This is a genomic window from Polaribacter batillariae, from assembly GCF_017498485.1.
In the GTDB taxonomy this organism is placed as follows: domain Bacteria; phylum Bacteroidota; class Bacteroidia; order Flavobacteriales; family Flavobacteriaceae; genus Polaribacter; species Polaribacter batillariae.
Genome location: NZ_CP071795.1, coordinates 1,182,913 through 1,206,356, shown reverse-complemented (window position 1 = coordinate 1,206,356; position 23,444 = coordinate 1,182,913). Strand labels below are relative to the sequence as shown.

General features: G+C 31.1%; 22 protein-coding genes, 1 tRNA gene and 3 pseudogenes. 15 read left to right on the top strand and 11 right to left on the bottom strand.

The genetic code is table 11. The features are described 5' to 3' along the window. Positions 1–82: 82 nt before the first annotated feature. The 3 genes and pseudogenes from JL193_RS17470 to JL193_RS05300 form a co-directional block, all read right to left on the bottom strand. Positions 83–238, bottom strand: a pseudogene (locus tag JL193_RS17470) (DUF3667 domain-containing protein); the annotation flags it as partial. Between the two features lie 137 nt (positions 239–375). Beyond that, on the bottom strand, positions 376–762 hold the full coding sequence (gene apaG, locus JL193_RS05305) for a Co2+/Mg2+ efflux facilitator ApaG/CorD (protein ID WP_207972807.1): 387 nt from the start codon (positions 760–762) through the stop codon (positions 376–378). A gap of 98 nt (positions 763–860) precedes the next feature. After that, a complete protein-coding gene (locus JL193_RS05300) occupies positions 861–2,078 on the bottom strand; it encodes a type IX secretion system plug protein (RefSeq protein ID WP_207973394.1) in 1,218 nt (405 codons plus the stop codon). Between the two features lie 205 nt (positions 2,079–2,283). Here JL193_RS05300 and JL193_RS05295 point away from each other — a divergent pair, with 205 nt between their 5' ends. The 6 genes from JL193_RS05295 (at position 2,284) to nqrF (ending at position 8,405) form a co-directional block, all read left to right on the top strand. Next, complete coding sequence (locus JL193_RS05295) at positions 2,284–3,633, top strand: Na(+)-translocating NADH-quinone reductase subunit A (RefSeq protein ID WP_207972806.1); 1,350 nt, start codon at positions 2,284–2,286, stop codon at positions 3,631–3,633. A 4-nt stretch (positions 3,634–3,637) separates the two neighbouring features. Further along, on the top strand, positions 3,638–4,849 hold the full coding sequence (locus JL193_RS05290; protein ID WP_207972805.1) for an NADH:ubiquinone reductase (Na(+)-transporting) subunit B: 1,212 nt from the start codon (positions 3,638–3,640) through the stop codon (positions 4,847–4,849). A 2-nt stretch (positions 4,850–4,851) separates the two neighbouring features. After that, a complete protein-coding gene (locus tag JL193_RS05285; protein ID WP_207972804.1) occupies positions 4,852–5,646 on the top strand; it encodes a Na(+)-translocating NADH-quinone reductase subunit C in 795 nt (264 codons plus the stop codon). Between the two features lies 1 nt (position 5,647). Continuing rightward, positions 5,648–6,292 carry an NADH:ubiquinone reductase (Na(+)-transporting) subunit D gene (locus JL193_RS05280; protein ID WP_138536392.1) on the top strand — a complete coding sequence of 215 codons (645 nt, stop codon included), beginning with the start codon at positions 5,648–5,650 and terminating at the stop codon, positions 6,290–6,292. An 81-nt stretch (positions 6,293–6,373) separates the two neighbouring features. Then, positions 6,374–7,096 carry an NADH:ubiquinone reductase (Na(+)-transporting) subunit E gene (gene nqrE, locus JL193_RS05275; RefSeq protein WP_207972803.1) on the top strand — a complete coding sequence of 241 codons (723 nt, stop codon included), beginning with the start codon at positions 6,374–6,376 and terminating at the stop codon, positions 7,094–7,096. A gap of 1 nt (position 7,097) precedes the next feature. Further along, complete coding sequence (gene nqrF / locus JL193_RS05270) at positions 7,098–8,405, top strand: NADH:ubiquinone reductase (Na(+)-transporting) subunit F (RefSeq protein WP_207972802.1); 1,308 nt, start codon at positions 7,098–7,100, stop codon at positions 8,403–8,405. A gap of 547 nt (positions 8,406–8,952) precedes the next feature. Here the strand turns inward: nqrF and JL193_RS05265 are convergent. Further along, a complete protein-coding gene (locus tag JL193_RS05265) occupies positions 8,953–9,417 on the bottom strand; it encodes a Na(+)-translocating NADH-quinone reductase subunit F (RefSeq protein WP_207972801.1) in 465 nt (154 codons plus the stop codon). A gap of 93 nt (positions 9,418–9,510) precedes the next feature. Between JL193_RS05265 and JL193_RS05260 the strand changes: the two genes are divergently transcribed. From JL193_RS05260 to JL193_RS05245, 4 genes are all read left to right on the top strand, one after another. Beyond that, a complete protein-coding gene (locus tag JL193_RS05260) occupies positions 9,511–9,966 on the top strand; it encodes a retropepsin-like aspartic protease (RefSeq protein ID WP_207972800.1) in 456 nt (151 codons plus the stop codon). A 45-nt stretch (positions 9,967–10,011) separates the two neighbouring features. After that, positions 10,012–10,464 (top strand): GatB/YqeY domain-containing protein, encoded by a 453-nt coding sequence (locus tag JL193_RS05255; protein ID WP_207972799.1) that lies wholly within the window; start codon positions 10,012–10,014, stop codon positions 10,462–10,464. 36 nt (positions 10,465–10,500) lie between these two features. After that, positions 10,501–10,574 (top strand) — tRNA-Arg (locus JL193_RS05250). 316 nt (positions 10,575–10,890) lie between these two features. Beyond that, positions 10,891–11,307, top strand: a complete 417-nt coding sequence (locus tag JL193_RS05245) for a CBS domain-containing protein (protein WP_207972798.1) — start codon at positions 10,891–10,893, stop codon at positions 11,305–11,307. A gap of 313 nt (positions 11,308–11,620) precedes the next feature. Here the strand turns inward: JL193_RS05245 and JL193_RS05240 are convergent, their stop codons facing one another. Beyond that, a complete protein-coding gene (locus JL193_RS05240; protein ID WP_302849925.1) occupies positions 11,621–12,415 on the bottom strand; it encodes a GIY-YIG nuclease family protein in 795 nt (264 codons plus the stop codon). Positions 12,416–12,505: 90 nt separating this feature from the next. Here JL193_RS05240 and JL193_RS05235 point away from each other — a divergent pair, with 90 nt between their 5' ends. Next, a complete protein-coding gene (locus JL193_RS05235; protein WP_207970412.1) occupies positions 12,506–13,399 on the top strand; it encodes an IS982 family transposase in 894 nt (297 codons plus the stop codon). Positions 13,400–13,411: 12 nt separating this feature from the next. Here JL193_RS05235 and JL193_RS05230 read toward each other — a convergent pair. The 3 genes and pseudogenes from JL193_RS05230 to JL193_RS05220 all read right to left on the bottom strand — a co-directional run. Further along, positions 13,412–13,987 (bottom strand): annotated as a pseudogene (locus JL193_RS05230) (3'-5' exonuclease); the annotation flags it as partial. 8 nt (positions 13,988–13,995) lie between these two features. After that, positions 13,996–14,653 (bottom strand): annotated as a pseudogene (gene rpe / locus JL193_RS05225) (ribulose-phosphate 3-epimerase). A 777-nt stretch (positions 14,654–15,430) separates the two neighbouring features. After that, complete coding sequence (locus JL193_RS05220; protein WP_088355320.1) at positions 15,431–16,294, bottom strand: sigma-70 family RNA polymerase sigma factor; 864 nt, start codon at positions 16,292–16,294, stop codon at positions 15,431–15,433. 230 nt (positions 16,295–16,524) lie between these two features. Here JL193_RS05220 and JL193_RS05215 point away from each other — a divergent pair, with 230 nt between their 5' ends. Both JL193_RS05215 and JL193_RS05210 read left to right on the top strand, forming a co-directional pair. Continuing rightward, positions 16,525–17,091 (top strand): RNA polymerase sigma factor, encoded by a 567-nt coding sequence (locus JL193_RS05215; protein WP_207972797.1) that lies wholly within the window; start codon positions 16,525–16,527, stop codon positions 17,089–17,091. 1 nt (position 17,092) lies between these two features. Further along, entirely contained in the window at positions 17,093–17,293 is a 201-nt protein-coding gene (locus JL193_RS05210) for a hypothetical protein (protein ID WP_437440085.1), read from the top strand. 356 nt (positions 17,294–17,649) lie between these two features. Here the strand turns inward: JL193_RS05210 and JL193_RS05205 are convergent, their stop codons facing one another. The 3 genes from JL193_RS05205 to JL193_RS05195 all read right to left on the bottom strand — a co-directional run bounded on the left by JL193_RS05205 (position 17,650) and on the right by JL193_RS05195 (position 20,859). Beyond that, positions 17,650–18,441 carry a THC0290_0291 family protein gene (locus JL193_RS05205; protein WP_207972796.1) on the bottom strand — a complete coding sequence of 264 codons (792 nt, stop codon included), beginning with the start codon at positions 18,439–18,441 and terminating at the stop codon, positions 17,650–17,652. A gap of 64 nt (positions 18,442–18,505) precedes the next feature. Beyond that, entirely contained in the window at positions 18,506–20,116 is a 1,611-nt protein-coding gene (locus JL193_RS05200) for an Ig-like domain-containing domain (protein WP_207972795.1), read from the bottom strand. A 47-nt stretch (positions 20,117–20,163) separates the two neighbouring features. Further along, the gene (locus tag JL193_RS05195) at positions 20,164–20,859 is read right to left on the bottom strand and encodes a ComF family protein (RefSeq protein WP_207972794.1); all 696 of its coding nucleotides are present in this window, start codon (positions 20,857–20,859) and stop codon (positions 20,164–20,166) included. 151 nt (positions 20,860–21,010) lie between these two features. Here JL193_RS05195 and JL193_RS05190 point away from each other — a divergent pair, with 151 nt between their 5' ends. Both JL193_RS05190 and JL193_RS05185 read left to right on the top strand, forming a co-directional pair. Further along, entirely contained in the window at positions 21,011–22,552 is a 1,542-nt protein-coding gene (locus tag JL193_RS05190; protein WP_207972793.1) for a glycine--tRNA ligase, read from the top strand. A gap of 355 nt (positions 22,553–22,907) precedes the next feature. After that, on the top strand, positions 22,908–23,312 hold the full coding sequence (locus JL193_RS05185) for a hypothetical protein (RefSeq protein ID WP_207972792.1): 405 nt from the start codon (positions 22,908–22,910) through the stop codon (positions 23,310–23,312). Positions 23,313–23,444: the final 132 nt, after the last annotated feature.

The window sequence follows — 23,444 nt, the reverse complement described above, 5'->3', positions numbered from 1 at the left end:
TTATATTCGCTTTGCTTTCTTTTGCAAGAGATTTATATTTTTCTTTAGTACTGTAAATACCAACAATTAAAAAGAAAACAATAGAAACTGTTAAATAAAAACGAAAAGGATTGGAATATCTTTGTCTTTTTCCGTCGATATAATTTCGTGAAACGGAACCTGGGTTTATTAAAAGAGGAATAAAGGTATTCCAAAATTTGGCATCAAAATTAAATAATCCGTTAAATACTTCGTGGATAAAATTCTTAAAAGTAATGCTATTGCCTTTGTTTGCTTGTCCGCAATCTGGGCAAAATTTTTCCTGTCCGTTAAACGGATGTCCACAATTTAAACATTCTGGATCTTCAATTTTTACAAGTTTCTTTTTAGATTTTATTAGTTTAATAGTACAGGTGTTATTAGCTGAAAAGTTGGTATAAATACTTTAAATTGGTCGTAATTATTTAGGTTTATCATGGTGTAAAACCCTTTCATAGCACCTATGTTCGATTCCAAAAAACAACCAGAAGTATAGGTGTAAATATCATTAGGTTTTAAAGTGGGGGTTTGGCCAACAACGCCTTCTCCACTCACAATTTCTGTAGGGTTTAAAGAATCGTAAATCTTCCAAAAACGATCTGTAAGCTTTACAGTATTGCTGCTTTTGTTCTCAATGGTAATTTCGTACGCAAAAATATGATACAATTTTGTGTTTCTTAAACTTGTACCATTGTATTCTGTTGCAACAGAAATTTTAATTCCTTTTGTAATTTGCTGTATCATAATACATAGTAAATGTAGTTTTTTTGAAGAAACCAAACAAATTCGCGACTGTAATTTTTATTTTTTAATTAATTTAAGGGAAAAAAGGAGGCGAACAACTATCTATTTTGATTGAAAAATCCAGTACCAACACCAATTACTCTATCATATAAGCCGCCCAAAGGTTTGTAATAAACTAAAACGTTATAAACATTTTCCGTTTCAAAGAAAGTTCCGTTAATTTCGTTCGTATTTACAAAGTTATCTTTTCCTAAAGTAGCAAATGTATAATTATAAAAACCTTGTTTTAATAAAATGCGAGCATTGTAAGTTTGGTTTTTCTCGTTATAATACATTTTATTGTCTGCAGATATTTCAAAATTATTAAAAGCACCATATACATATACTTCCTTGTTTTTAAAAGGTGCTTCCACTTCTAAAGTAAAATGCATTGCTGCATAATCTGCTTCAGTTTTTGGGTCATTTGCCTCTAAAGTTCTAATTATAAACTGTCCGTTAATATCTGGATTATACGTGTATTCTTTAAACGGATTGTACTTAAACGGATAAATATAAAGGTTAAAGAGATTGTCGTTGGTAATTTTTACAATATTTAAACTTCTACTTCTTATTACTTTACTGTCGAAATTTAAATATTCATTTCCTCCCCAGAAATTTGTTTTGTTTGTGTAGGTGTATAATAACTGATTGGGTTTAAAAAAAGTGGGTTGTAAATTTGTGATTGTTTCGTTCCAATTGTTATTTTTTATAATGGCGACATTAATTTCTTGATTCGGATTATTAATGCGAATATTTGGATGATTTACCGAAAACTGAACAGTTTGTTGTGTATTTAACGTTTTTGTATCTCTACTTCTAGTAACAGAAACCCCAATTGTAGTGGCGTTTTCGTACATAACGAAGCGTCTTGTAAAAACAACATCGTCATAAGCATCTAAAACCGATAAAAGATAGTTTCCACTTTTAGTAATGATAGAATTCGTATTCGGAATTTTTACAGAATAATGCGTGTAATTTTGAAGTGTATTGAACGAATTTGTAACATCGATAATGGTGTTTTGGTCAAAACCATCTATATATTGGCTAGAAAGCAATCTGCTTTTTTGCCAATCGTGAGTCATATGCTCAATTTTGTATTGATAACTTTTGTTGTCTGCATCTAAATCATCAAAAGACAGTTCTAAAACGGTTCCTAAAGGTACAATTGCCGAAAAATTATTTTCTTGCAAAGGTCTTAATTGAATGGTTTTAATATTCTGGGCGTTCAAAAATTGAATCGAAATCAGAAAAAAAAGGAGTAATTTTTTTTTAAACATGTTTACAAAAATACCAATCATTTCTTAGAATCATCAATTTTTAAGCCAAAAAAATAGAGAGATAACGATTTCAAAAAAATATTTATTTAGAATTATTATAAATAAGAATAATTCAGTAAGATTACCATCAAAATATATCACTCTTAACCCTCAAAATCTTTATTTTTGCATGATTTTTTTAGATAACTAAATATTCCAATTTACTATGTCAAAAGACATTCGTATTAAAAAAGGCTTAGATATTAAGCTTGTTGGCGTTGCAGAAAAAACTACTACGAATAGTACACAAAGTAGTATTTACGCAGTTAAGCCAGAAGACTTTCACGGAATAACACCCAAACTTATTGCTAAAGAAGGCACAGAAGTAAAAGCAGGAGAAGTACTTTTTCATTCGAAAAGCGACGAACGCCTTTTATTTCCAAGTCCGGTTTCTGGTAAAGTAGTAGAGGTTGTTCGTGGAGCAAGAAGAAAAGTATTAGCAGTTAAAATTTCTGCAGATGCAACACAAACTTATAAAGATTTTGGCATTAAAAATGCAGATTCTATGTCTGCAGAAGAAGTGAAAAATCATTTATTAGTAGCAGGTTGTTGGCCATTTGTAAAACAGCGTCCTTACGATGTTATTGCAAATCCAAATCAGGCTCCCAAAGCAATTTTTATATCCGCTTACGCAAGTGCACCTTTAGCTGCAGATTTAGATTATACTTTGGCAGGTAAAACAGCAGAATTGCAAGCAGCAATAGATGCAATTTCTAAACTAACAGAAGGCAAAGTACATGTTTCTGTTGGCGCAAATGCCAATTCTCCCTTAGCAAGTTTAAATGGAGTAGAACTGCACAAGGTTTCAGGGCCACATCCTTCAGGAAATGTTGGAACTCAAATTGCAAAAATAGATCCTATTAACAAGGGCGAAGTTGTTTGGGTAATTGCACCTCAAGATTTGGTGGTTATTGGAGAGTTGTTACTAACAGGTAAGTTAAACTTAACAAGAACTGTTGCTTTAACAGGGTCTAAATTTAAAAAGCCACAATACGTAACTGCAATTGCAGGAGCAACTGTTGCAGATTTTACAAAAGGAAATTTAAATAACGATAATACAAGAATTATCAGCGGAAATGTGCTTTCTGGAAAAGAAGTAAAAGAAGACGAATTTTTGGGTTATTACGACAATCAAATTACTGCGATTCCAGAAGGAGACGATTATGAGTTTTTTGGTTGGAACAAACCAATTTTTAATAAAATTTCTACCTCTAGGGCACTTACTTTTTCTTGGCTAACACCTAATAAAAAGTTCGATTTAAATACAAATACAAACGGAGAACACAGGGCATTCGTGGTAACAGGAGCTTACGAACAAGTATTTCCTTTAGACATTTACCCAATGCAGCTGTTAAAAGCATTTATGTATAAAGATTTAGACGAAATGGAAGCTTTAGGCGGTTACGAAGTAGCACCAGAAGATTTTGCACTTACAGAATTTATTTGTGTATCTAAACAACCTCACCAGAAGATAATTCGTGAAGGTTTAGATTTAATGAGAGAAGAATTAGGATAAGGTTATGAGCTTAAAACAAAACTTACATAATTTAAAAGAAAAATATAAAGGAACAAAAATGGCTCCTGCGTTTAATGCAATCCATACCTTTTTATATTTACCGAACGAAGTTACTCACGGAGGAACTCACATTAAGGCAGCAGACGATTTAAAGCGTACAATGAATATTGTAATTATGGCTTTAATTCCTTGTTTAATTTTTGGAATGTTTAACGCAGGTTACCAACATTATGCAGCTATAGAAAGAGCACAAGGAATTACTTCAGAGTTTTCTTTATTGGGTTCATTTTTAACTTGGGATAACCTTTGGATAGGAATCATAAAAGTATTACCATTAGTAATTGTTTCTTATGGTGTTGGTCTTTTAGTGGAATTTATTTTCGCAGTAATAAAAGGGCACGAAGTTGAAGAAGGCTACTTAGTAACAGGAATGTTAGTTCCATTAATTGTACCAGTTGACACACCTTTGTGGATGTTGGCAGTTGCCGTTGTTTTTGGAGTAGTTATTGGTAAAGAAGTATTTGGTGGAACAGGAATGAATATTTTAAATCCTGCTTTAACCATCAGAGCATTTTTATTCTTTGCCTACCCAACTTGGATGTCTGGAGATAAAGTTTGGGTATATGATGCTGTAGAAAGAACAGGAACTCCAGATGCAATTTCAGGAGAAACCATCTTAGGAAGTTATGCACAAAACCAAGAAGTAATTTATTCTACTTGGGATAAGTTTATGGGATTCATACCAGGTTCTGTAGGAGAAACATCAACATTATTAATACTATTAGGTGCAGCATTTTTAATTTTTACAAAAATTGGAAGCTGGAGAATTATTGTTTCAACATTTTTAGGAGCAGCAGTAATGGGCTTTATTTTCAACCAAGTTGTTGCCGCAAATATCATCACAGAATCCAGTAAATTTTACGGATTAATGAGCACTGTTTGGTGGGAACACTTAATGATTGGTGGTTTGGCATTTGGTGCAGTTTATATGGCAACAGACCCTGTAACAGCATCACAAACAAATAAAGGAAAGTGGATTTACGGTTTTCTAATTGGTTTCTTGTCGATTATGATTCGCGTATTTAACCCAGCATATCCAGAAGGAGTATTCTTAGCCATTTTATTAATGAATGTATTCGCACCAACCATAGATCATTACGTGGTGCAAGGAAACGTTAAGAAAAGAATGAAACGTTTAAAAGCTAAAACTGCTTAATTATGAGTAATAAAACAGATAGTAATAGTTATACAATTATTTTTGCCATTGTTATGGTGGTAATCGTTGGTTCGTTATTAGCATTCACAGCATCGTCGTTAAAACCAACTATTAAGGAAAACGAACGAATGGAAAAGCAACAAAATATTTTGTATGCAATGGGTGTTAACGAAAATGAAGAAGGAAGCATCACATTTGTTTCTACAGATAAAGTAGCTGAGATTTTTTCAACTAAAATTTCTGAACAAATTGTTTTAGAAGTTAAAGACGGTAAAATTCTTAAAGAAATGAATCGTGAAGAGTTCATGGCAGCTAACAACAAAAAAGAACCGTATTTAATTGATGTTAAAAAACAACAAACCAGAGCTAAAAACGGCAAATCGAGATTTTTGCCTTTATTTATAGGAGAACAAGAAGGACAAACAGTTTATGTAGCACCAATTAGAGGTAAAGGTCTTTGGGATGCTATTTGGGGCTATGTTGCTTTAGATAAAGATATGGTTGTAAAAGGTGTATTTTTCGATCACGCAGGAGAAACACCAGGTTTAGGAGCTAACATAAAACAGCGCTATTTTATGGACGATTTTTATGGTGAAAAATTATTGACAGATGCTGGTGTTTTCAAAGGTATTACAGTTGCTAAAGGAAATAACGATCCATTAAATGAAGATAAAGACGATCATGAAGTAGATGCTTTAGCAGGAGCAACCATTACTGGAGATGGTGTTGCTGCAATGATAAAAAAAGATTTAAAGTTGTATTTACCATACTTCCAAAATTTAAAAAATAAAAACTAAGATGGGACTACTTTCAAAAAAAGACACAAAGTTAATCACAGATCCATTAGCAGACAATAACCCAATTACCATTCAAGTATTAGGTATTTGTTCTGCATTAGCAATTACTGCAGAGTTAAAAGCTTCTTTAGTAATGGGCGTTGCAGTATTGTTTGTATTAGGAGTTGGTAATGTTGTAATCTCTTTAATGAGAAACATTATTCCTTCTAAAATTAGAATTATTGTACAGCTAATTGTAGTTGCTTCTTTAGTAATTATTGTAGATCAAGTTTTAAAGGCATTTGCTTACGAATTAAGTAAAACACTCTCTGTATTTATTGGGTTAATTATTACAAACTGTATTATTATGGGACGTTTTGAAGCTTTTGCTTTGGCAAACGGACCTTGGAAATCTTTCTTAGACGGAATAGGAAATGCGTTAGGATACGCCGTTATTTTAATAATTGTTGGTTTCTTTAGAGAATTATTAGGTTCTGGAACTTTATTCGGAATTCCAGTTTTAGGAGATTCAATTAAAAAAACAGGACTATATGCAACAGGGTATGAAAACAACGGTTTTATGTTAATGCCACCAATGGCGTTAATTATTGTTGGATTGATTATCTGGGTACAAAGAAGTAGAAACAAAGCACTAATAGAAGATTAACAAATAAGTTTACAGTAGCAGTCGCAGTTTGCAGTAAAAAGCTAACTGATTACTGATACTGAAAACTGAAAACTATAAATTATGGAGCACGTAGAATTATTTTTCAAATCAATTTTTATTGATAATATGGTGTTTGCGGTATTCTTAGGTATGTGTTCATACTTAGCCGTATCTAAAAAAGTAGCAACAGCAGTTGGTTTAGGAGCTGCAGTAATTTTTGTATTGGCAATAACAGTTCCTTTAAACTGGCTATTAGATCAATATTTATTACAACCAGGTGCATTAGTTTGGTTAGGTGATGAATATGCAGACTACGATTTAGGTTTCCTTTCTTTTATTATGTTTATCGCAACCATTGCAACCATGGTGCAATTGGTAGAGATAATTGTAGAGAAATTTTCACCATCATTATACAACTCATTAGGTATTTTCTTACCATTAATTGCTGTAAACTGTGCAATTTTAGGAGGTTCTTTATTTATGCAAGCAAGAGAAATCGAAACTTTAGGTTTGGCATTTAATTACGGAATTTCATCTGGAATTGGTTGGTTTTTAGCAATTTTAGCCATTGCAGCCATTCGTGAGAAAATTAGATACTCAAGCGTTCCACCAGCATTAAGAGGCTTAGGAATTACTTTTATTATTACAGGTTTAATGGGTATAGGTTTCTTAAGTTTTGGAGGAATGTTAACTGGAGGAGATGAAGAAGGAGAACCTTCTACAGAACCAGAAGTTACTACTGAAAAAGTGCAAGTACAAAAAGAAAAAGAAGAAATAGCAAAAAATACTAAAACTATAAATTAATATGATTTTAGCAGCAGGAACTACAGGAACTGTAATCGCAACAGTAGTAGCATTTTTAATAATCGCTTTATTATTAATTACAATATTATTGGTTGTAAAACAAAAATTATCGCCATCTGGACCCGTAAAAATTATGATTAATGGAGAAAGAGAAATAGAAGTGGCTTCAGGAGACTCTTTACTATCTACTTTAGGTAATAATAAAATTTTCTTACCATCTGCCTGTGGTGGAGGTGGAACGTGTATTCAATGCGAATGCCATGTAAATTCTGGTGGAGGAGAAGCTTTACCAACAGAAGTTCCTCACTTTTCTAGAAAAGAATTAAAAGAAGGTGCACGTTTGGCTTGCCAAGTCAAGGTAAAACAAGACATGAATATTACCATTCCAGAAGAAGTTTTTGGAATAAAAAAATGGGATGCTGTTGTGGTAAGAAACTATAACGTAGCCTCTTTTATTAAAGAATTTGTAGTAGAAATCCCAGAAGATATGGGGTATAAAGCGGGTGGATATATTCAAATTGAAATACCTCCTTGTACCGTAAATTATAAAGATATAGACATTACTGCACATCCAGAAGAACATGAAACTCCCGATAAGTTTCAGGCAGAATGGGATAAATTTGGTCTTTGGCCTTTGGTAATGAAAAATGATGAAACAGTAGAACGTGCTTATTCCATGGCCTCTTACCCAGCAGAAGGAAGAGAAATTATGTTAAATGTACGTATTGCAACGCCACCTTGGGATAGAGCAAAAAATGGTTGGATGGATGTAAATCCAGGAGTTGCTTCTTCTTACATTTTTAATTTAAAGAAAGGCGATAAATGTGTAATTTCGGGACCTTATGGAGAGTTTTTTATCAATGAATCTGATGCAGAAATGCTATATGTAGGTGGTGGTGCAGGAATGGCGCCTATGCGTTCTCATTTATACCACTTATTTAAAACCTTAAAAACAGGTAGAAAAGTAACGTATTGGTATGGAGGTCGTTCTAAAAGAGAATTATTTTATATCGATCACTTTAAATCATTAGAAAAAGATTTTCCTAACTTTAAATTTTACATGGCACTTTCAGAGCCTTTAGAAGAAGATAATTGGAAAGTAAAAAAAGATATAAATGACGAAGGTGATGGTTTTGTTGGCTTTATTCACAACTGTGTAATCGATAATTACTTAAACCACCATGAAGCACCAGAAGACATCGAATTGTATTTCTGTGGGCCACCATTAATGAACAAAGCTGTACAAAAAATGGGTGAAGATTTTGGTATTCCAGATGAAAACATTCGTTTTGATGACTTTGGAGGATAAACTTCAAATTGAAATAAATTATTTAAAAAAAACCAATTCATTTTTGAATTGGTTTTTTGTTAAACCTCCATTTTTTTGGCTACATAAATTAATTTTAATATTTTTAAATTGGTTAAATCGAGATGGCCATAAGCAGATTAAAAAACGGGTACATATTATCCAAACAATACTTTTTTACCTGAAGTCATCTTAACTTTTTTTAGTTAAAAGTTATAGGGTTGTAGATAATTTTGTTGCGAAACATAAAATTATAACCCAGTGTACCAAGTACTCAACAAAAATAATGATAGAATTAGAAATACTTCCCTATTTACCACTGCCAAAAAGAAGATTTAAACCTAAAGTACCTCTTTGTGAGATTGTTAACGCTATTCTCTGTACATTAAAAACAGGTACTCAATAGGAATATTTACCTGTTGAAATGTGTTCTTTAGTAAAGAAAAACTAAACTATCAAACTGTTTTTGGTCACTATCGAAAGTGGTGAAAAGAAAATGTTTAAAAATTTTGTTGGATTCAAGTTTTAAAAAAGAATCACTTTTAAAAACCTAAGACATTAAAAATGTTTTGAGATGATATTTGGGTTCATTATTTTCACATTCAAATAAGCGAGAATAGTCCATTACATTAGAAACATTATCGAATTTGCACAATAGCTCAACTACTGCACAAAGACCATTAAACAATACTTTTTTAGAAGTAGGGTTTTGTGGTCTTTTGTTATAATGGCAAAGAGGCGTTTTAAAACCACAAGCATCTAAAAACACTTTTTCTATTTGTAAAATTTCTAACGGAGAATACCCATTAAACTTTCTTCCTAAATTTTGATGCACGCTTCCTACATAATTCAATTGCAAAGAACCGTGTTCATTCGACAAATGTTTCCAACTATCAAGATTATCTAAAATATTACCAACTGCACAAGCTGTACAATCTTCTGGATTCAACTTATTATTATGGTAAGCATTATATAATTTAATTAATGCCTGTTCTAATCTTTTAGAAGTTTTCATTATCAATTAATTTAGTTCACTAAAGATAAGAAATTATAAAATTGAAATCAAATCAAAATTTTAAATTGTATTTTTGAAATCTTATAAATTTATATGAAACGTTTAGAAAAAATTTTAAAAAAGAACAAGTATGTAAAAATTTCGTTAAAGAAAATTGCAACAAATCATTTAGAATTAAAAGCAAAAATTAACGGAGTTAAAGGGCGTTTTATTTTAGATACTGGAGCCTCTAACTCTTGTGTAGGTTTAAATGCCGTAGAAAATTTTAAATTAATCGCAGAAGATAGCGAAACAAAAGCCGCAGGTGCAGGGGCAACAGATATGGAAACGCAATTATCTGAAAATAATTCACTAAAAATTGGTGGCTGGAAAACCAAGAAATTAAATTTGGTATTATTCGATTTGTCGCATGTAAATACGGCTTTAATACAGCACAATGCAAAAGAAGTAGATGGTATTATTGGCGCAGATATTTTACAAAGCGGCAAAGCATTTATAGATTATAACAAAAATGTTTTGTATTTAAAAAAATTGAAGAAAAATAAATAATTAATAAAAATCTTGAACTAAATTTAAGACGTAAAAACTAAAAATATGAGTTTGCAAAAACAAGTAATGGATAAAATGAAAGAAGCAATGAAAGCGAAAGATACCCTTGCTTTACAAGCTTTAAGAGCTGTAAAATCGGCTTTTTTATTGGCAAAAACAGAAACTGGAGTTCAAGCAGAATTAACAGAAGACCAAGAAATAAAAATTATCCAGAAACAAGTAAAACAAAGAAAAGACAGTGTAGCAATTTTCGTAAAACAAGGCAGAGAAGATTTGGCCGAGCCAGAACTAGCAGAAATTGCAGTTTTAGAACAATTTTTACCAGAAGCCTTAACAGAAGAAGAAATAGAAGCGGTTGTAATTTCTACCATTGATGAAGTAGGAGCTTCTGGAATGAAAGATATGGGAAAAGTAATGGGGATGGTTTCTAAAGAATTGGCAGGCCAAGCAGATGGAAAAACAATTTCTATGTTGGTAAAAAAATATTTGACAAAATAAATAAAATAGATTGCTACATCTGTAGAAATTAAAAAAGGCTGCGTAGTTCAATTGGATAGAATATCAGATTTCGGCTCTGAGGGTTGGGGGTTCGAATCCCTTCGCAGTCACAAAAAAACGAGGCTGTCTCGAAAATATTAAAACTTGTTATTTCGACGGTAATGGAGAAATCTTATTTATTGAATTTCAATATCTTAAATTTCTCGATAACTTCGTTAGCTACTTTCAATCAAAATATATTTTGATTTTAGTAATGCTAAAAATAACAGTTAAATTTACTTTTGTGACAGCCTCGTTTTTTATTTTTAGAATATTTTTCGTGTTTGTTACAAAATACGACTAAAGAAACAATTCTCAAATGATAAAAATCATGCATATTTTTTTTGTTTTTTCTGAAATTTGTTCAAGAACTTTAAAACAAATGTCATGAAAAAAAGAACACCAGTATCAGAAATTATGTCTAAAAAATTAGTTACGTTAAGTAGCTCTGATAGTTTAGAAAAAGCAGAGAAACTATTTAAAGAGAAAAAAATTAGACACATACCTGTAGTTCGAAATAAAGAAATTATTGGAATGTTAAGCTATACCGACATTTTACGAATTAGTTTTGCAGATATAACCGAAGACGAAAAGAATGTAGATACATTCGTGTACGACATGTTTACAATCAATCAAGTAATGGCTAAAGATGTTTGCATAGTATCTCCAGATACAACAATTAAAGAAGTATCAGAATTATTATCTAAGAAAGAATTTCATGCACTTCCTGTAGTAAAAGAAGGTGAATTAGTAGGTATCGTTACAACTACAGATTTAATTAATTACTTAATTGCACAATTTTAGTTTTTAAAAAGAGATAGAGAGAGGCTTTTTGGTTTCTCTCTTTATTGGTGCTTAGAAGTTCGTTTATCTACAATTATGCCATCTTCTAAAGTTACCAATAGAAGACGTTCCCCAGAAATTATTACTACATTTAAAGAACCATTTAATCTAAAAGAATTTCTAGAGGCTTTGGCTCGAGTTTATCTTTGAAATTGTTATTCCTGTGAGAACGAGAATTTAAATACAACATTTTTTTTTGACCTTTTTAAGCAAAAATAAAACGAGCAAAATACCTCTATGACTCTTATGAGGATTGTTGATTTCAAGAAATTCTTTATTTGTTTTTATGAATGTAAGCCCTCAATATTTTTTGAATATCGCTATTGTCTTTCTGTGGTTGTACAAAAAACTGATAATCTTCCGGATTTTCTAATAGTGCATCTTGGCCTGTATCTAAATAACCAAAACCTTTGTAGCTTCCATTTAAAATCAATGCAAAACCAATTTCGTTTGCAGTTCTTCCAGATTCTTTTAAAACTAAATTTTTAGAACCAATACTTACAGAAATAATGGCTTCTTGCACTCGTTTATTATAACTTTCTACAGTTTCTTTATCGCAACAAATGCCTCTACATTCTTTAATTTGATGATGAAAACAACGGGTAACATTTGTTTGTAAATGACAATATTTAGGGCACAATTCAAATTCTTGACAAAGTTTTTCTAAAAACGTTCTGCAAGCAGTAAGAGAAAAGAAACTCATAATTGGGTTTGGAGTCAACTTTAGTTTGTTAAAAGCCAAATGAATAATGCCTTTTTGGTCTTCGTAAGTAAAAAGCCCAATTGCTTCTCTATTGTGTTTTTGTGCATGGTTGTATTTTGGATATCGATGTTTTATTTCTGAAGATTCTAACAATAACGCTAGTAACTCGCTTCCGGTTTCTGTATAAGAAACCTGTGCGATTTCCATACACATTTCTTGTTCTTTTTTCTTTCGATTGTAAAAATGGCTAATTACACGTTGTTTTATGTTATTGGCTTTGCCAACATAAATAATTTCTTTTCGAATGTTTTTAAAATAATAAACACCATGTTTTTCGGGTAAATTATCTACTAACCTGAGTTCGATTAAAATTTAGGCATTTTTTTCTAGTAAAAAAGATAGATTTTCAGTAAATTAAAGTATTGAATTTCAATTTATTAATCTAAAAATCTATCTATGATAATCTACTCTAAAATTACTGAAATTTTCTGTCTTGTTGATGAATTTTGTAAAGAATATGACCAAATAGTCAGTAAACACCTTTTAGGCAATCCATCAAAACGTCCCAGTGTTATGTCAAATAGCGAGGTAATTACCATTACCATTTTGTTTCAGCTTAGTGGTTTTAGGACCTTTAAACACTTTTACGTGTATTACTTGCAAAAGCATATGCAAGATGATTTCCCAGCTACAGTTTCATACAATAGATTTACAGAACTCATGCAGCAAAACCTCATGCCAATGACTTTATTTTTAAAGACATGTTGTTTAGGTAATTCTACGGGTATTTCTTTTGTAGATTCTACACCTGTTAGAGTTTGCAGCCCCAAACGAATTAAGAATAATAAAGTATTTAAAGGCATTGCAACCACTGGAAAATCCACTATAGGATGGTTCCATGGCTTTAAATTGCATATCGTTATAAATGATAAAGGTGAAATCCTAAACTTCTGCATAACCCAAGCTAATGTTGATGATAGAACGCCATTAAAAAAGAAGTCTTTTTTAGATAAAATTTATGGTAAGTTATATGCGGACAAAGGTTATGTTGGAAAAGATTTAATGCAGTTACTTTTTGCTGATGGATTGCATTTAATTACTCATATTAAAAACAATATGAAGAATTCTTTAATGACAATGAGTGATAAAATTTTACTGCGTAAACGCTCTGTTATTGAAACCGTAAATGACGAACTCAAAAATATTTGTCAAATTGAACATTCTAGACATAGAAGTTTTACTAATTTCTTGTCAAACATAATCGCAGGTCTTATTGCATATAGCTTTTTACCAAAAAAACCTGCTATAAAATATCAGACTGTAAAGTCTAATCAGTTGACAATTTATTAATCGAACTCAGGTTACTATTTTTTTATCTAAAAGCGGAGGTAGTGTCGCTTGTCTCGATTTCGGGTTTAAAAAAGAATTAATTGTAAAATTGGTGTCTCTTTCTATAATTTTTCGAAATAATTCTACGGTTGCTTCTGCATCTCCTTTTGCTCTATGTCTTCCATTAATTGGAATATTTTCGGCACTACAAATATTGCCCAAACTATAAGATCGCAACCCCGGAATTATTTTTCTAGACAAACGAACTGTACATAGTTTTTTACGTTTAAAATCGAAACTTAATCGCTTGAATTCTTCTTTTATAATATTGTAATCGAAATTAACATTATGCGCAACAAAAATGGTGTCTTGCGTAATTTCTTCTACTTGTTTTGCAATTTCGTAAAACTTGGGTGCGTTTCTAACCATGGCATTTGTTATGCCAGTTAAATTGGTTATAAAAGGAGGAATATTTTGTTCTGGATTTACTAAAGATGTAAACTCGTTAACCACTACTTTTCCATCGAAAATTAAAATGGATATTTCGGTTATTTTATGACCTTTATATCCATTTCCTGTGGTTTCTATGTCTGTAACTGCATATAACAATTATTCGATTATTCGATTATGTTTTTTAAATCGGCAATGGTTTCTGTTGGATTTTCTGAACCAAAAACGTAACTTCCAGCCACCAAAACATTGGCTCCAGCTTCGATTAATTCGTTGGCGTTTTTGTTGGTAACACCACCATCAATTTCTATTCGGCAGCTAGATTTCGAGAATTCGATTAAGTGTTTTAATTGAGCTGTTTTTTTGTAGGTATTTTCTATAAAAGATTGCCCGCCAAAACCTGGGTTTACACTCATTAAACAAACCAAATCTAATTCTGCGATAATATCTTCTAAAACAGCAATGGGTGTATGTGGGTTTAGAGCAACTCCTGCTTTCATCCCTGCAGCTTTTATGGCTTGTACAGTTCTATGCAAATGTGTACAAGCTTCGTAGTGAACTGTTAAAATCTCTGCACCTAACTCTGCAAAGGTTGGTATGTATTGGTCCGGATTTACAATCATTAAATGCACATCTATTGTTTTTTTTAGCGTGTTTGGTAATTGCTTTTAAAACGGGCATTCCAAAAGAAATGTTGGGTACAAAAACGCCATCCATAATGTCAATGTGAAACCAGTCTGCTTCACTATTGTTTACCATTTCGATGTCTCTTTGTAAGTTGGCGAAATCTGCCGCTAAAATTGAAGGTGCAATTAAATTACTCATTATTTTTTTTTGATTGTAATGTTATTTTTTACAAAGGTAATTAAATTTTTGCTCGAAATGTCGCAAAGTCTCAAAGTTGAATGCTCTTCATATTTCATTAAAATGATGATTAAAAACTGCTATTATTTTCATTATATCTTCATGTTTGTAATGTTAGAAGCGTCTCACTTAAGCGTGAGTATTATAGTATATGTTTCCTAGGAAATAACAAGGTTTTTGTTAATTGTAATAGTTTATAAACAGGTTTAGCTCTAATTGAAAGGGCATCCTTTTCTGAAGAATGAAGAAAAGATATAGCCTTTCGACTTCGCTCAAGATAAATTCCAAGCAGGAAATAGCTTCTAACATGATTTCGATATAATATTCATAATACCAGTTATTGTTTGGTATTACTGGAAAAGAAATTGATGGTTTTTATATAAAGAAGAAAACGAAAGCATAGCCTTAGCTACGGTTTTTTTATTCTGAAATAGAAAGAAAAAAAGGCAATTTATTACAGGATTTTCAAATGGTAAATGGTATAATATCTATTTAAAAATCAGTATATTGTCATTTCGAACGAAACGCAGTGTAGTTGAGAAATCTTATCTTTAGCCTAAGATTTCTCCATGAGGTCGAAATGACAGTTGTTTTAAAAAAGAAAAATCATAACTATTTGATAAACAGTATTTTTTAAATTGAACTCACGTTTCTAATAAAAAAAACTCCCGAAAATAAATTCGAGAGTTTGTCTATTTTGTAGGCAATAGTGAAATACCTAATGCAATCTGTAAATTGCTAGCCTAAATATGTCATTAAAATTTTACTTCTAGAGGTGTGTTTTAATCTACGAATTGCTTTTTCTTTAATTTGACGAACTCTTTCTCTTGTTAAATCGAAAGTTTCTCCAATTTCTTCTAAAGTCATTGGTTGGTGTTCTCCTAAACCGAAATATAATTTTACAACATCTGCTTCACGTGGTGTTAGTGTTTCTAAGGCTCTGTTAATTTCGATTCGTAAAGATTCGTGTAATAATTTACGATCAGGGTTTGGAGATTCTCCAGAGTTTAATACATCGTATAAATTCGAATCTTCGCCTTCAATTAAAGGTGCATCCATAGATACGTGACGTCCAGAATTTTTCATAGATTCTTTTACGTCGTTCACAGTCATGTCTAATTTCTTAGCAATTTCTTCGGCACTTGGTGGGCGCTCGTTTTCTTGTTCTAAGAAAGCATACATTTTGTTAATTTTATTAATAGAACCAATTTTATTTAACGGTAAACGTACAATACGAGATTGTTCTGCTAGTGCTTGTAAGATAGATTGACGAATCCACCAAACTGCATAAGATATAAATTTAAAACCTCTTGTTTCATCGAAACGTTTTGCGGCTTTAATTAAACCTAAATTACCTTCATTTATTAAATCTGGTAATGTTAATCCTTGATTTTGATATTGTTTTGCTACAGAAACTACAAAACGTAGGTTTGCTTTTGTTAATTTCTCTAAGGCTCTTTGATCTCCAGCTTTAATTCGCTGCGCTAATTCAACTTCTTCGTCTGCAGTAATTAAATCTACTTTCCCGATTTCTTGTAAATATTTGTCTAAAGATGCAGTTTCTCTATTGGTAACCTGCTTAGTAATTTTAAGTTGTCTCATGTATTCTAAATCCGTAAGCTTTTTTAAGATTATTGAGAGGAGCTTACAATTACTTATACGTTAGAAAAGAACTTTATGTTACAAAAAGAGTTGTTTTTTTTAAAATAAATAAATGTCTATTTTCTAAAAAGACAATATGTTGCCATTTACCGATAAAAAACGACTGCTTATCTTTTTTCGGGAGTTTAATTGTGACTTACTTTGTTACTTAGTGTCAAAATCTTAGAGCATTGAAAACACTAGCAGCCAAAATTACCGACGAAGAATTAGTATTTGAAATAGTAAGAACCAACAATACAGAGTTATTTGCCACTTTATATGATAGGTTTTCTACAGTAGTTTATAACAAATGTTATGGTTTTTCGAAAAACAGGCAAGAGGCAGAAGATTTAATGCAAGATGTTTTTGTAAGACTGTTTGTAAAGTTAAGAACTTTTAAAGGGAAGTCTAAATTTTCGACTTGGTTGTACTCGTTTACCTATAATTTTTGTGTGAATTATGTACAGAGAGATCATCATAAAAAAAGAGAAAGAGTAACTGTGGTAACAGATCGAATTAAAGAAGAAGATTCTTTTGAAGAAATCGAAGACCATAGTTTATTTGAATTAAAGTCTAAGAAATTAGCAAAGGTATTAACTTTAATAGAGCCATCAGATAAAATGATTTTATTGATGAAATACCAAGATGAAAAAAGCATTAAAGAAATAAAAGAGATTTTAAATATTGGCGAAAGTGCTGTTAAAATGCGAATTAAAAGAGCAAAACAAAAAGTAGTTAAATTATACGAAGCGCTGTAGAGTGATGAACAATCCGTTTAAAAAAAATCTTCCCAACCATAAAGCTTCTCCAATTGTAAAGAAGAAAGTGCTTTTAGACATAAGTATGATAAAACGTACGCTTGATGTCGCAGATAAGTATGTGTTAAAATATCCAAAAACACTTACAGACTTTTTTATTGGAAAAAAAAAAGCAAATATTAATAAAACAGCAGCAAACTAAAGTTCAAGTGATATATCAAACCAACTTGAAGATTAAATGCCTACTCGCTATAACACTTCTATCTTAAAATTACTGTAAAAGAAAAAAATGATGATTTTTTTTTCTTTATATAAATTAGAGAAATAAAGCATAGCTTTTTTTTTGTTACGGTTTCTTCTTAATAATGAAATAGAAAGAAGAAAACGGCGTTTTATCTCAGTAATTTCAAGAAATAATATTGTTTTTATTTTCAAAAACTTCGGCTTGCAATCTACCTACTTTATTAGAAAATAAATATTAATAGTTCAACTCTGCTTAAAATCTTGTGATTTCTTCTTCTCTTAAAGGTGCTTTTTTTATTGAAAAAAAAGCAAATATTAATAAAATAATGGCAAACTAAAGTTCAAGTGATATATCAAACCAACTTGAAGGTTAAATGCCCACTCGTTATTTTTGTTTTCAAAAACTTCGGCTTGCAACCCATCTACTTTATCAGAAAAGAAATATTGATAGTTAAACTGTGCAGCCAAATCTAATTTTTCTGTCAATTTATATCGAGTTCCAAGTCCTATAGAAAAAACGAAAGATTCATTCGCGCCAACATCTACATGTCCATTATTTCGATATTTTTCTGGAAGTACAGAAATATCGTTTTGCCAGTCTCCTAAATCGGAAGTGAGTGTATTGTTAAAGAAAGAGTATTGAAATCCGAAGGTAAAAAAAGGATTGAAAGCAATATCGGAATATGGATATACAAACTCTTCTAATGGGTGTAAAAAGTATTCTAAATGCACACCAACATTTAACATTCTTACTGTTCCTTTCATGGCTCTTAATTGTTCTCCAGCAAAACTTTGCTTAGAAGCATAAATTCCATGATGTTTTAATTTTGTTTTACTCAAATACTGCAAGCTGGTTTTTACCATCAAGTGATTGTGTAAAACGTTGTTAGGATCCCAACGTAAGGTTCTGTTGTAGAAACTAAGGTAATGTGCCACTGAGAACGACATACCTTGGTTGTTTAATTCGCTGCCAAAATGGTTTCTCTCTCCATAATCGGTTTGTAAACTAGTAGAGCCCACAAAACCACCAATATCGTGTGTGTAATGTTGAGCCTTTATTTCTAGAAAAAAAACAATTACAAATAGAATTGTTAAGGGGTTTTTCAAGATTTAGGGGTCTTAAGTAAAGTGGCAAATATATAAAAAAATAAGTAATTTTACGATATTAAAATTAATTTACAAAAAACGTTTCGAAAACATAGTTGTTTGCTCGTAAATCTATTTGGGTTTTAAAATAAATAATTTTTTCTGGTTGCTTCATTTCTAGGTAGTTACCTGTGTCCCAGAAATTGTTTTTATTACGGTCTATAATTGCTCTAAAAGCATAAGATTTGGGTTCTAATAAGTCGAAAACTAAGCTTTCGGAGCTACTTATGTAACGTCTTTCTATAATTTTATTTTTTTCTTTGATAGAGATTAAATCAATGATTAAGTTTTCGTTTTTAGAATTTTCTACGTTTAGGGTTATTTTTCCATAGTCTTCTATTTCTTGTGTTTTAAAACTAAACCTTAAAGTATCTATTGTTGTTTCGTAAATATCGGTTATAGCGTTTGGTAACAATTTTAAATTGTAAGCACTTTTTTGTTTTTTTTCAAAAATAAAGCCTAATTTATTTTCTTTTTTTGAGTTAAAAATATTAAAAGGAATCCTTAAAGTGTCTGCATCTATTAAAGAAATTTTACTGGTATCTATCGCTGTGATAGGATTATTGCTTTTAAGAAACAAAGTATCTCTAAAATGCAACAACTTATTTGAAGGAAAGCTTACAGATAAAGAATCTATCTTTTTTTTTCTTAATCTAACCGTTACTGTATCGATAAAAATGTCGTTGGTAACTGTAAAGTTTAACGAATCTACATCAATGGGCGTAAACCAATAGTTAAGGGTATCTTTATCTTTTTCGAAACGAGAAACACTTTTAAAAGAATCTGGAACTTTCGATAATAAATTTACTTTTAAATCTTTTATTTTTCCATTGTAACCAAACTGAATTTTGCCTTTGGTAATTTCTTTTCCTCGCCTAAATTGATAAGGCTGAATTTCTTTAAAAAGAATAATAGGTTTCGAAAGAATGCTGTCTCTAGGCAAAGAAATCGTATCGTTATAAAACCCTATTTTATCTAATTTCGGATTAAAAAGATAATCGCTAGAGTTTTCTTGTAATGCAATTAATCGATATTTGCCTTCTTTAAGATTGCTAAAATTAAATTTGGTAGTATCTAATGCAGATGTTACATAATTTGGTTTTTTCTTATAAATAAGAGAATCTGTATAAGTGCTGTCTATTTTATACAAAACAATATTTGTTCTTTTGGGTTTTTCTCTTAAAAAAGCATCTTGTACTTCTCCAAATATTTTAAGAGAATCGATATAGGTTCCTGTAGAAAACACGTATTTAAAACCCTCTAAAACATTACTTTCATTATTGTCTTCAACAGCATTTCCAAAGTTAAATATATAGGTAGTATTGGTTGTTAATGTATCTAAAATTTCGATTTTTAAAAATTTACTAGCTGTACCTTGTGGACTTATTATCAGTGGGTTTTTTAAAGGAGGAGAAACCACCAATTGTTTATTTAAGTCTTTTAATTTTACAAACTCATTAAAATATAATTTTATTTCTTTTCCTTTAAAATTAATAGATTCATAAGGTGGGTTTGCAGTTACAAACAAAGGGGCATCTTCGTCTTTTGGACCACCATCTGGCCTTCCTGTTTTTGCACAGCTACTAATTAAAACTGCAAAAACAATTAGTAAAATAAGATTTTTAGAGAATTTCACAAACAGTAAATTTTATACAAATTAACAATTTATTTTTTACTTAAAAATTATAAATTTAACTCGGTATAACCAATTGTTAAAAAGCTAATTTTAATATTTTCTGTTTTTTGAAGTTCTTTTGCACACGCTTCTAAAGTCGCTCCAGTGGTAACAACATCATCTACAACTAAAATGTGTTTGTTTTTTAACGAAGTATAATCTGTTAAAAGAAATTTAGTGTCGTTATTTGTAAACCTCTCAAAACGAGATTTTAAGGTTTGTGTTTTTGATGATGAAATTCTCTTTAAAAGATGTTCGTTAAATGGAATTTGAAGGTGTTTGCCAATGGTTTCTCCAAATTTGCTAACTTGATTGTAACCTCTTAGACGCTTTTTTTTAGGATGAAGAGGTACAGGAATAATACAGTCTATGTCACTAAATTTTTTGTTTTCTTTTAACATTTCGCCCAACCAATTTCCAAAGAAAATACCAATATTCTCATTTCCTTTGTATTTTAATGCATGAATTAGTTTTTTGGAAATACCGTCTTTTCTATAAAATAATAATGAATAGGCTTTTTCTATAGCAATTCTTCCATAAAATATCTTTGCAACTTTATTTTCTTTATAACTATCGAAGTTTGTAAGCGGTAAATCGTGTCTGCAAAACGTACATAAAATAGGTTCGTTTTTAATTAATAGAGCATCGCAGTTCGCACACAGTCTAGGGTAAAAAAGTTGAAAAAAATCCGTTAATATTTTCATTTTTAAATAAATGATTCAATTTAAAGATACTATAAAAAAATTATTTCGTGTAAAGATTTTAGAAATGATAAAAAACCGATGCGATTTTGATGTTAAAAACTCCTTATTTTTTTGTTGAAAATTTCTGTAAACGTGTATCTTTGTCGGCATTATGGCAAAACAAGAAGATCAATTTAAAAAGGTATTATCGCATGCGAAGGAATATGGTTATGTATTTCAGTCGAGCGAAATTTACGACGGATTAAGTGCCGTTTACGACTATGCCCAAAATGGAGCCGAGTTAAAGAAAAACATAAGAGATTATTGGTGGAAAGCAATGGTGCAAATGCACGAGAATATTGTGGGTATAGATGCAGCAATTTTAATGCATCCAACCACATGGAAAGCCTCTGGCCATGTAGATGCTTTTAACGACCCTTTAATAGATAATAAAGATTCTAAAAAACGTTATAGAGCCGATGTTTTAGTAGAAGATTTTAGAGAGAAAATTTCTGAGAAAATTCAAAAAGATGTAGATAAAGCAAAAAAACGTTTTGGAGATGCTTTTAATGAAGATGAATTCAGAAGTACAAATCCGAATGTTTTGCGTCGTCAAAAACAAATGGATGAGATAACTGAAAAGTTAACCAAAGTTCAAGAAGAAAGCGATTTGGTTGGTTTTAGACAATTAATTATCGATTTAGGTATTGGTTGCCCTGTTTCTGGTTCAAAAAATTGGACAGAAGTAAAGCAATTTAACCTAATGTTTGGCACCCAAATTGGCGCTTCCGCAGAAAACGCGACCCAAGTATATTTGCGACCTGAAACTGCACAAGGTATTTTTGTGAATTTCTTAAATGTACAAAAAACAGGAAGAATGAAAATTCCTTTCGGAATTGCACAAACAGGTAAAGCCTTTAGAAATGAGATTGTTGCAAGACAATTTATTTTTAGAATGCGTGAGTTCGAACAAATGGAAATGCAATTTTTTGTAAAACCAGGTACCCAAAAAGAATGGTATAACCAATGGAAAGAAACACGTTTAAAGTGGCATTTATCATTAGGAATGGGGGCAGAGAATTACCGTTTTCACGACCATGATAAATTAGCACATTACGCAGATGCTGCTGCAGATATTGAGTTTAAGTTTCCTTTCGGATTTAAAGAACTAGAAGGAATTCACTCCAGAACAGACTTCGATCTAAAAGCACACGAAAAATATTCGGGAAAGAAATTGCAATATTTCGATCACGAAGAAAACAAAAGCTACGTACCTTATGTTGTAGAAACTTCTATTGGTTTAGACAGAATGTTTTTAGCCGTTTTTTCGAATTCTCTACAAGAAGAAGCTTTAGAAAACGGAACTACAAGAACTGTTTTAAAGCTACCAGCAGTGTTAGCACCAGTAAAAGCAGCCATTTTTCCGCTGGTTAAAAAAGATGGTTTGCCAGAAGTTGCGCGTAAAATTATAGACGATTTAAAATGGGATTTTAATGTGTTTTATGATGAAAAAGATGCAGTAGGCAAACGTTATAGAAGACAAGATGCAGCAGGTACACCTTTTTGTATTACTGTAGATCACGATACTTTAGAAGATAATTCTGTAACGATTCGTCATAGAGATACCATGGAGCAAAAACGTGTGGCAATTGCCGATTTAAAAGAGATTATAAAGCAAGCAGTAGATGTAAAAACTTGGTTGCAGAAAATGTAGCGTACTTATCTTTTTTAAAAGACTAAATAACGAGGCTGTCACAAAAGTAAATTTAACTGTTATTTTAAGCATTACTAAAATCAAAATATATTTTGATTGAAAGTAGCTAACGAAGTTATCGAAAAATCTAAAATATTAAAATTCAACAAATAAGATTTCTCCATTACCGTCGAAATGACAAGTTTTAATGCTTTCGAGACAGCTTCTTTTTGTTTGAGTATAAATACTTGTTTCTATAAATTGGTAATATCACTCTAAATTTTTGTGAGATTTTTTTAGAGATTTATCTTTTAATAATAAAGGTGATTTCTGAAAAACCTATCAAAGAGTAAGAGACATTAAAAAACAATTAATTATGGCAGGATTAGCAAACATAGAAAGCGAGATGAAACTTGGTGGAGGAGCACAATTTTGGGTGTATTTGTCGCCACAAAACAATACTGTAGATGTTGTAAAAGGATGGCAAGTAAAATTTTCTCAAGGGAATTGGAGCGACTCTATTACTTCCGAAAACCCTACAAAGCAAATTAAAACTCCAAATCTTTCAGGTAATTTTACTATTGAATTAACAGCCCTAAATCATTCTACAAATCCTCCAACAAGAGTAAATATTCCTGCACAAGCAGGAAGCGAAAACGTTATTGGATGCAATTCTAATTGTGCTTCTTTTGTAGGAATTGTAGCCAATGAAAAGCCATTGCTTGGAGGCGTAAATGCACAGTTTTGGACAACTTGGGATGCCATTTGTTCTCGGGGTTAATTAATGGTATTATATAAAAAATCCGTTAGAAATAAATTTCTAACGGATTTTTTTATATTTGAGATTTCTCCATAAAGTCGAAATGACAAAAGTGAAAGAAAATAAATTATTAAACAAAAGAGTAAAATAATT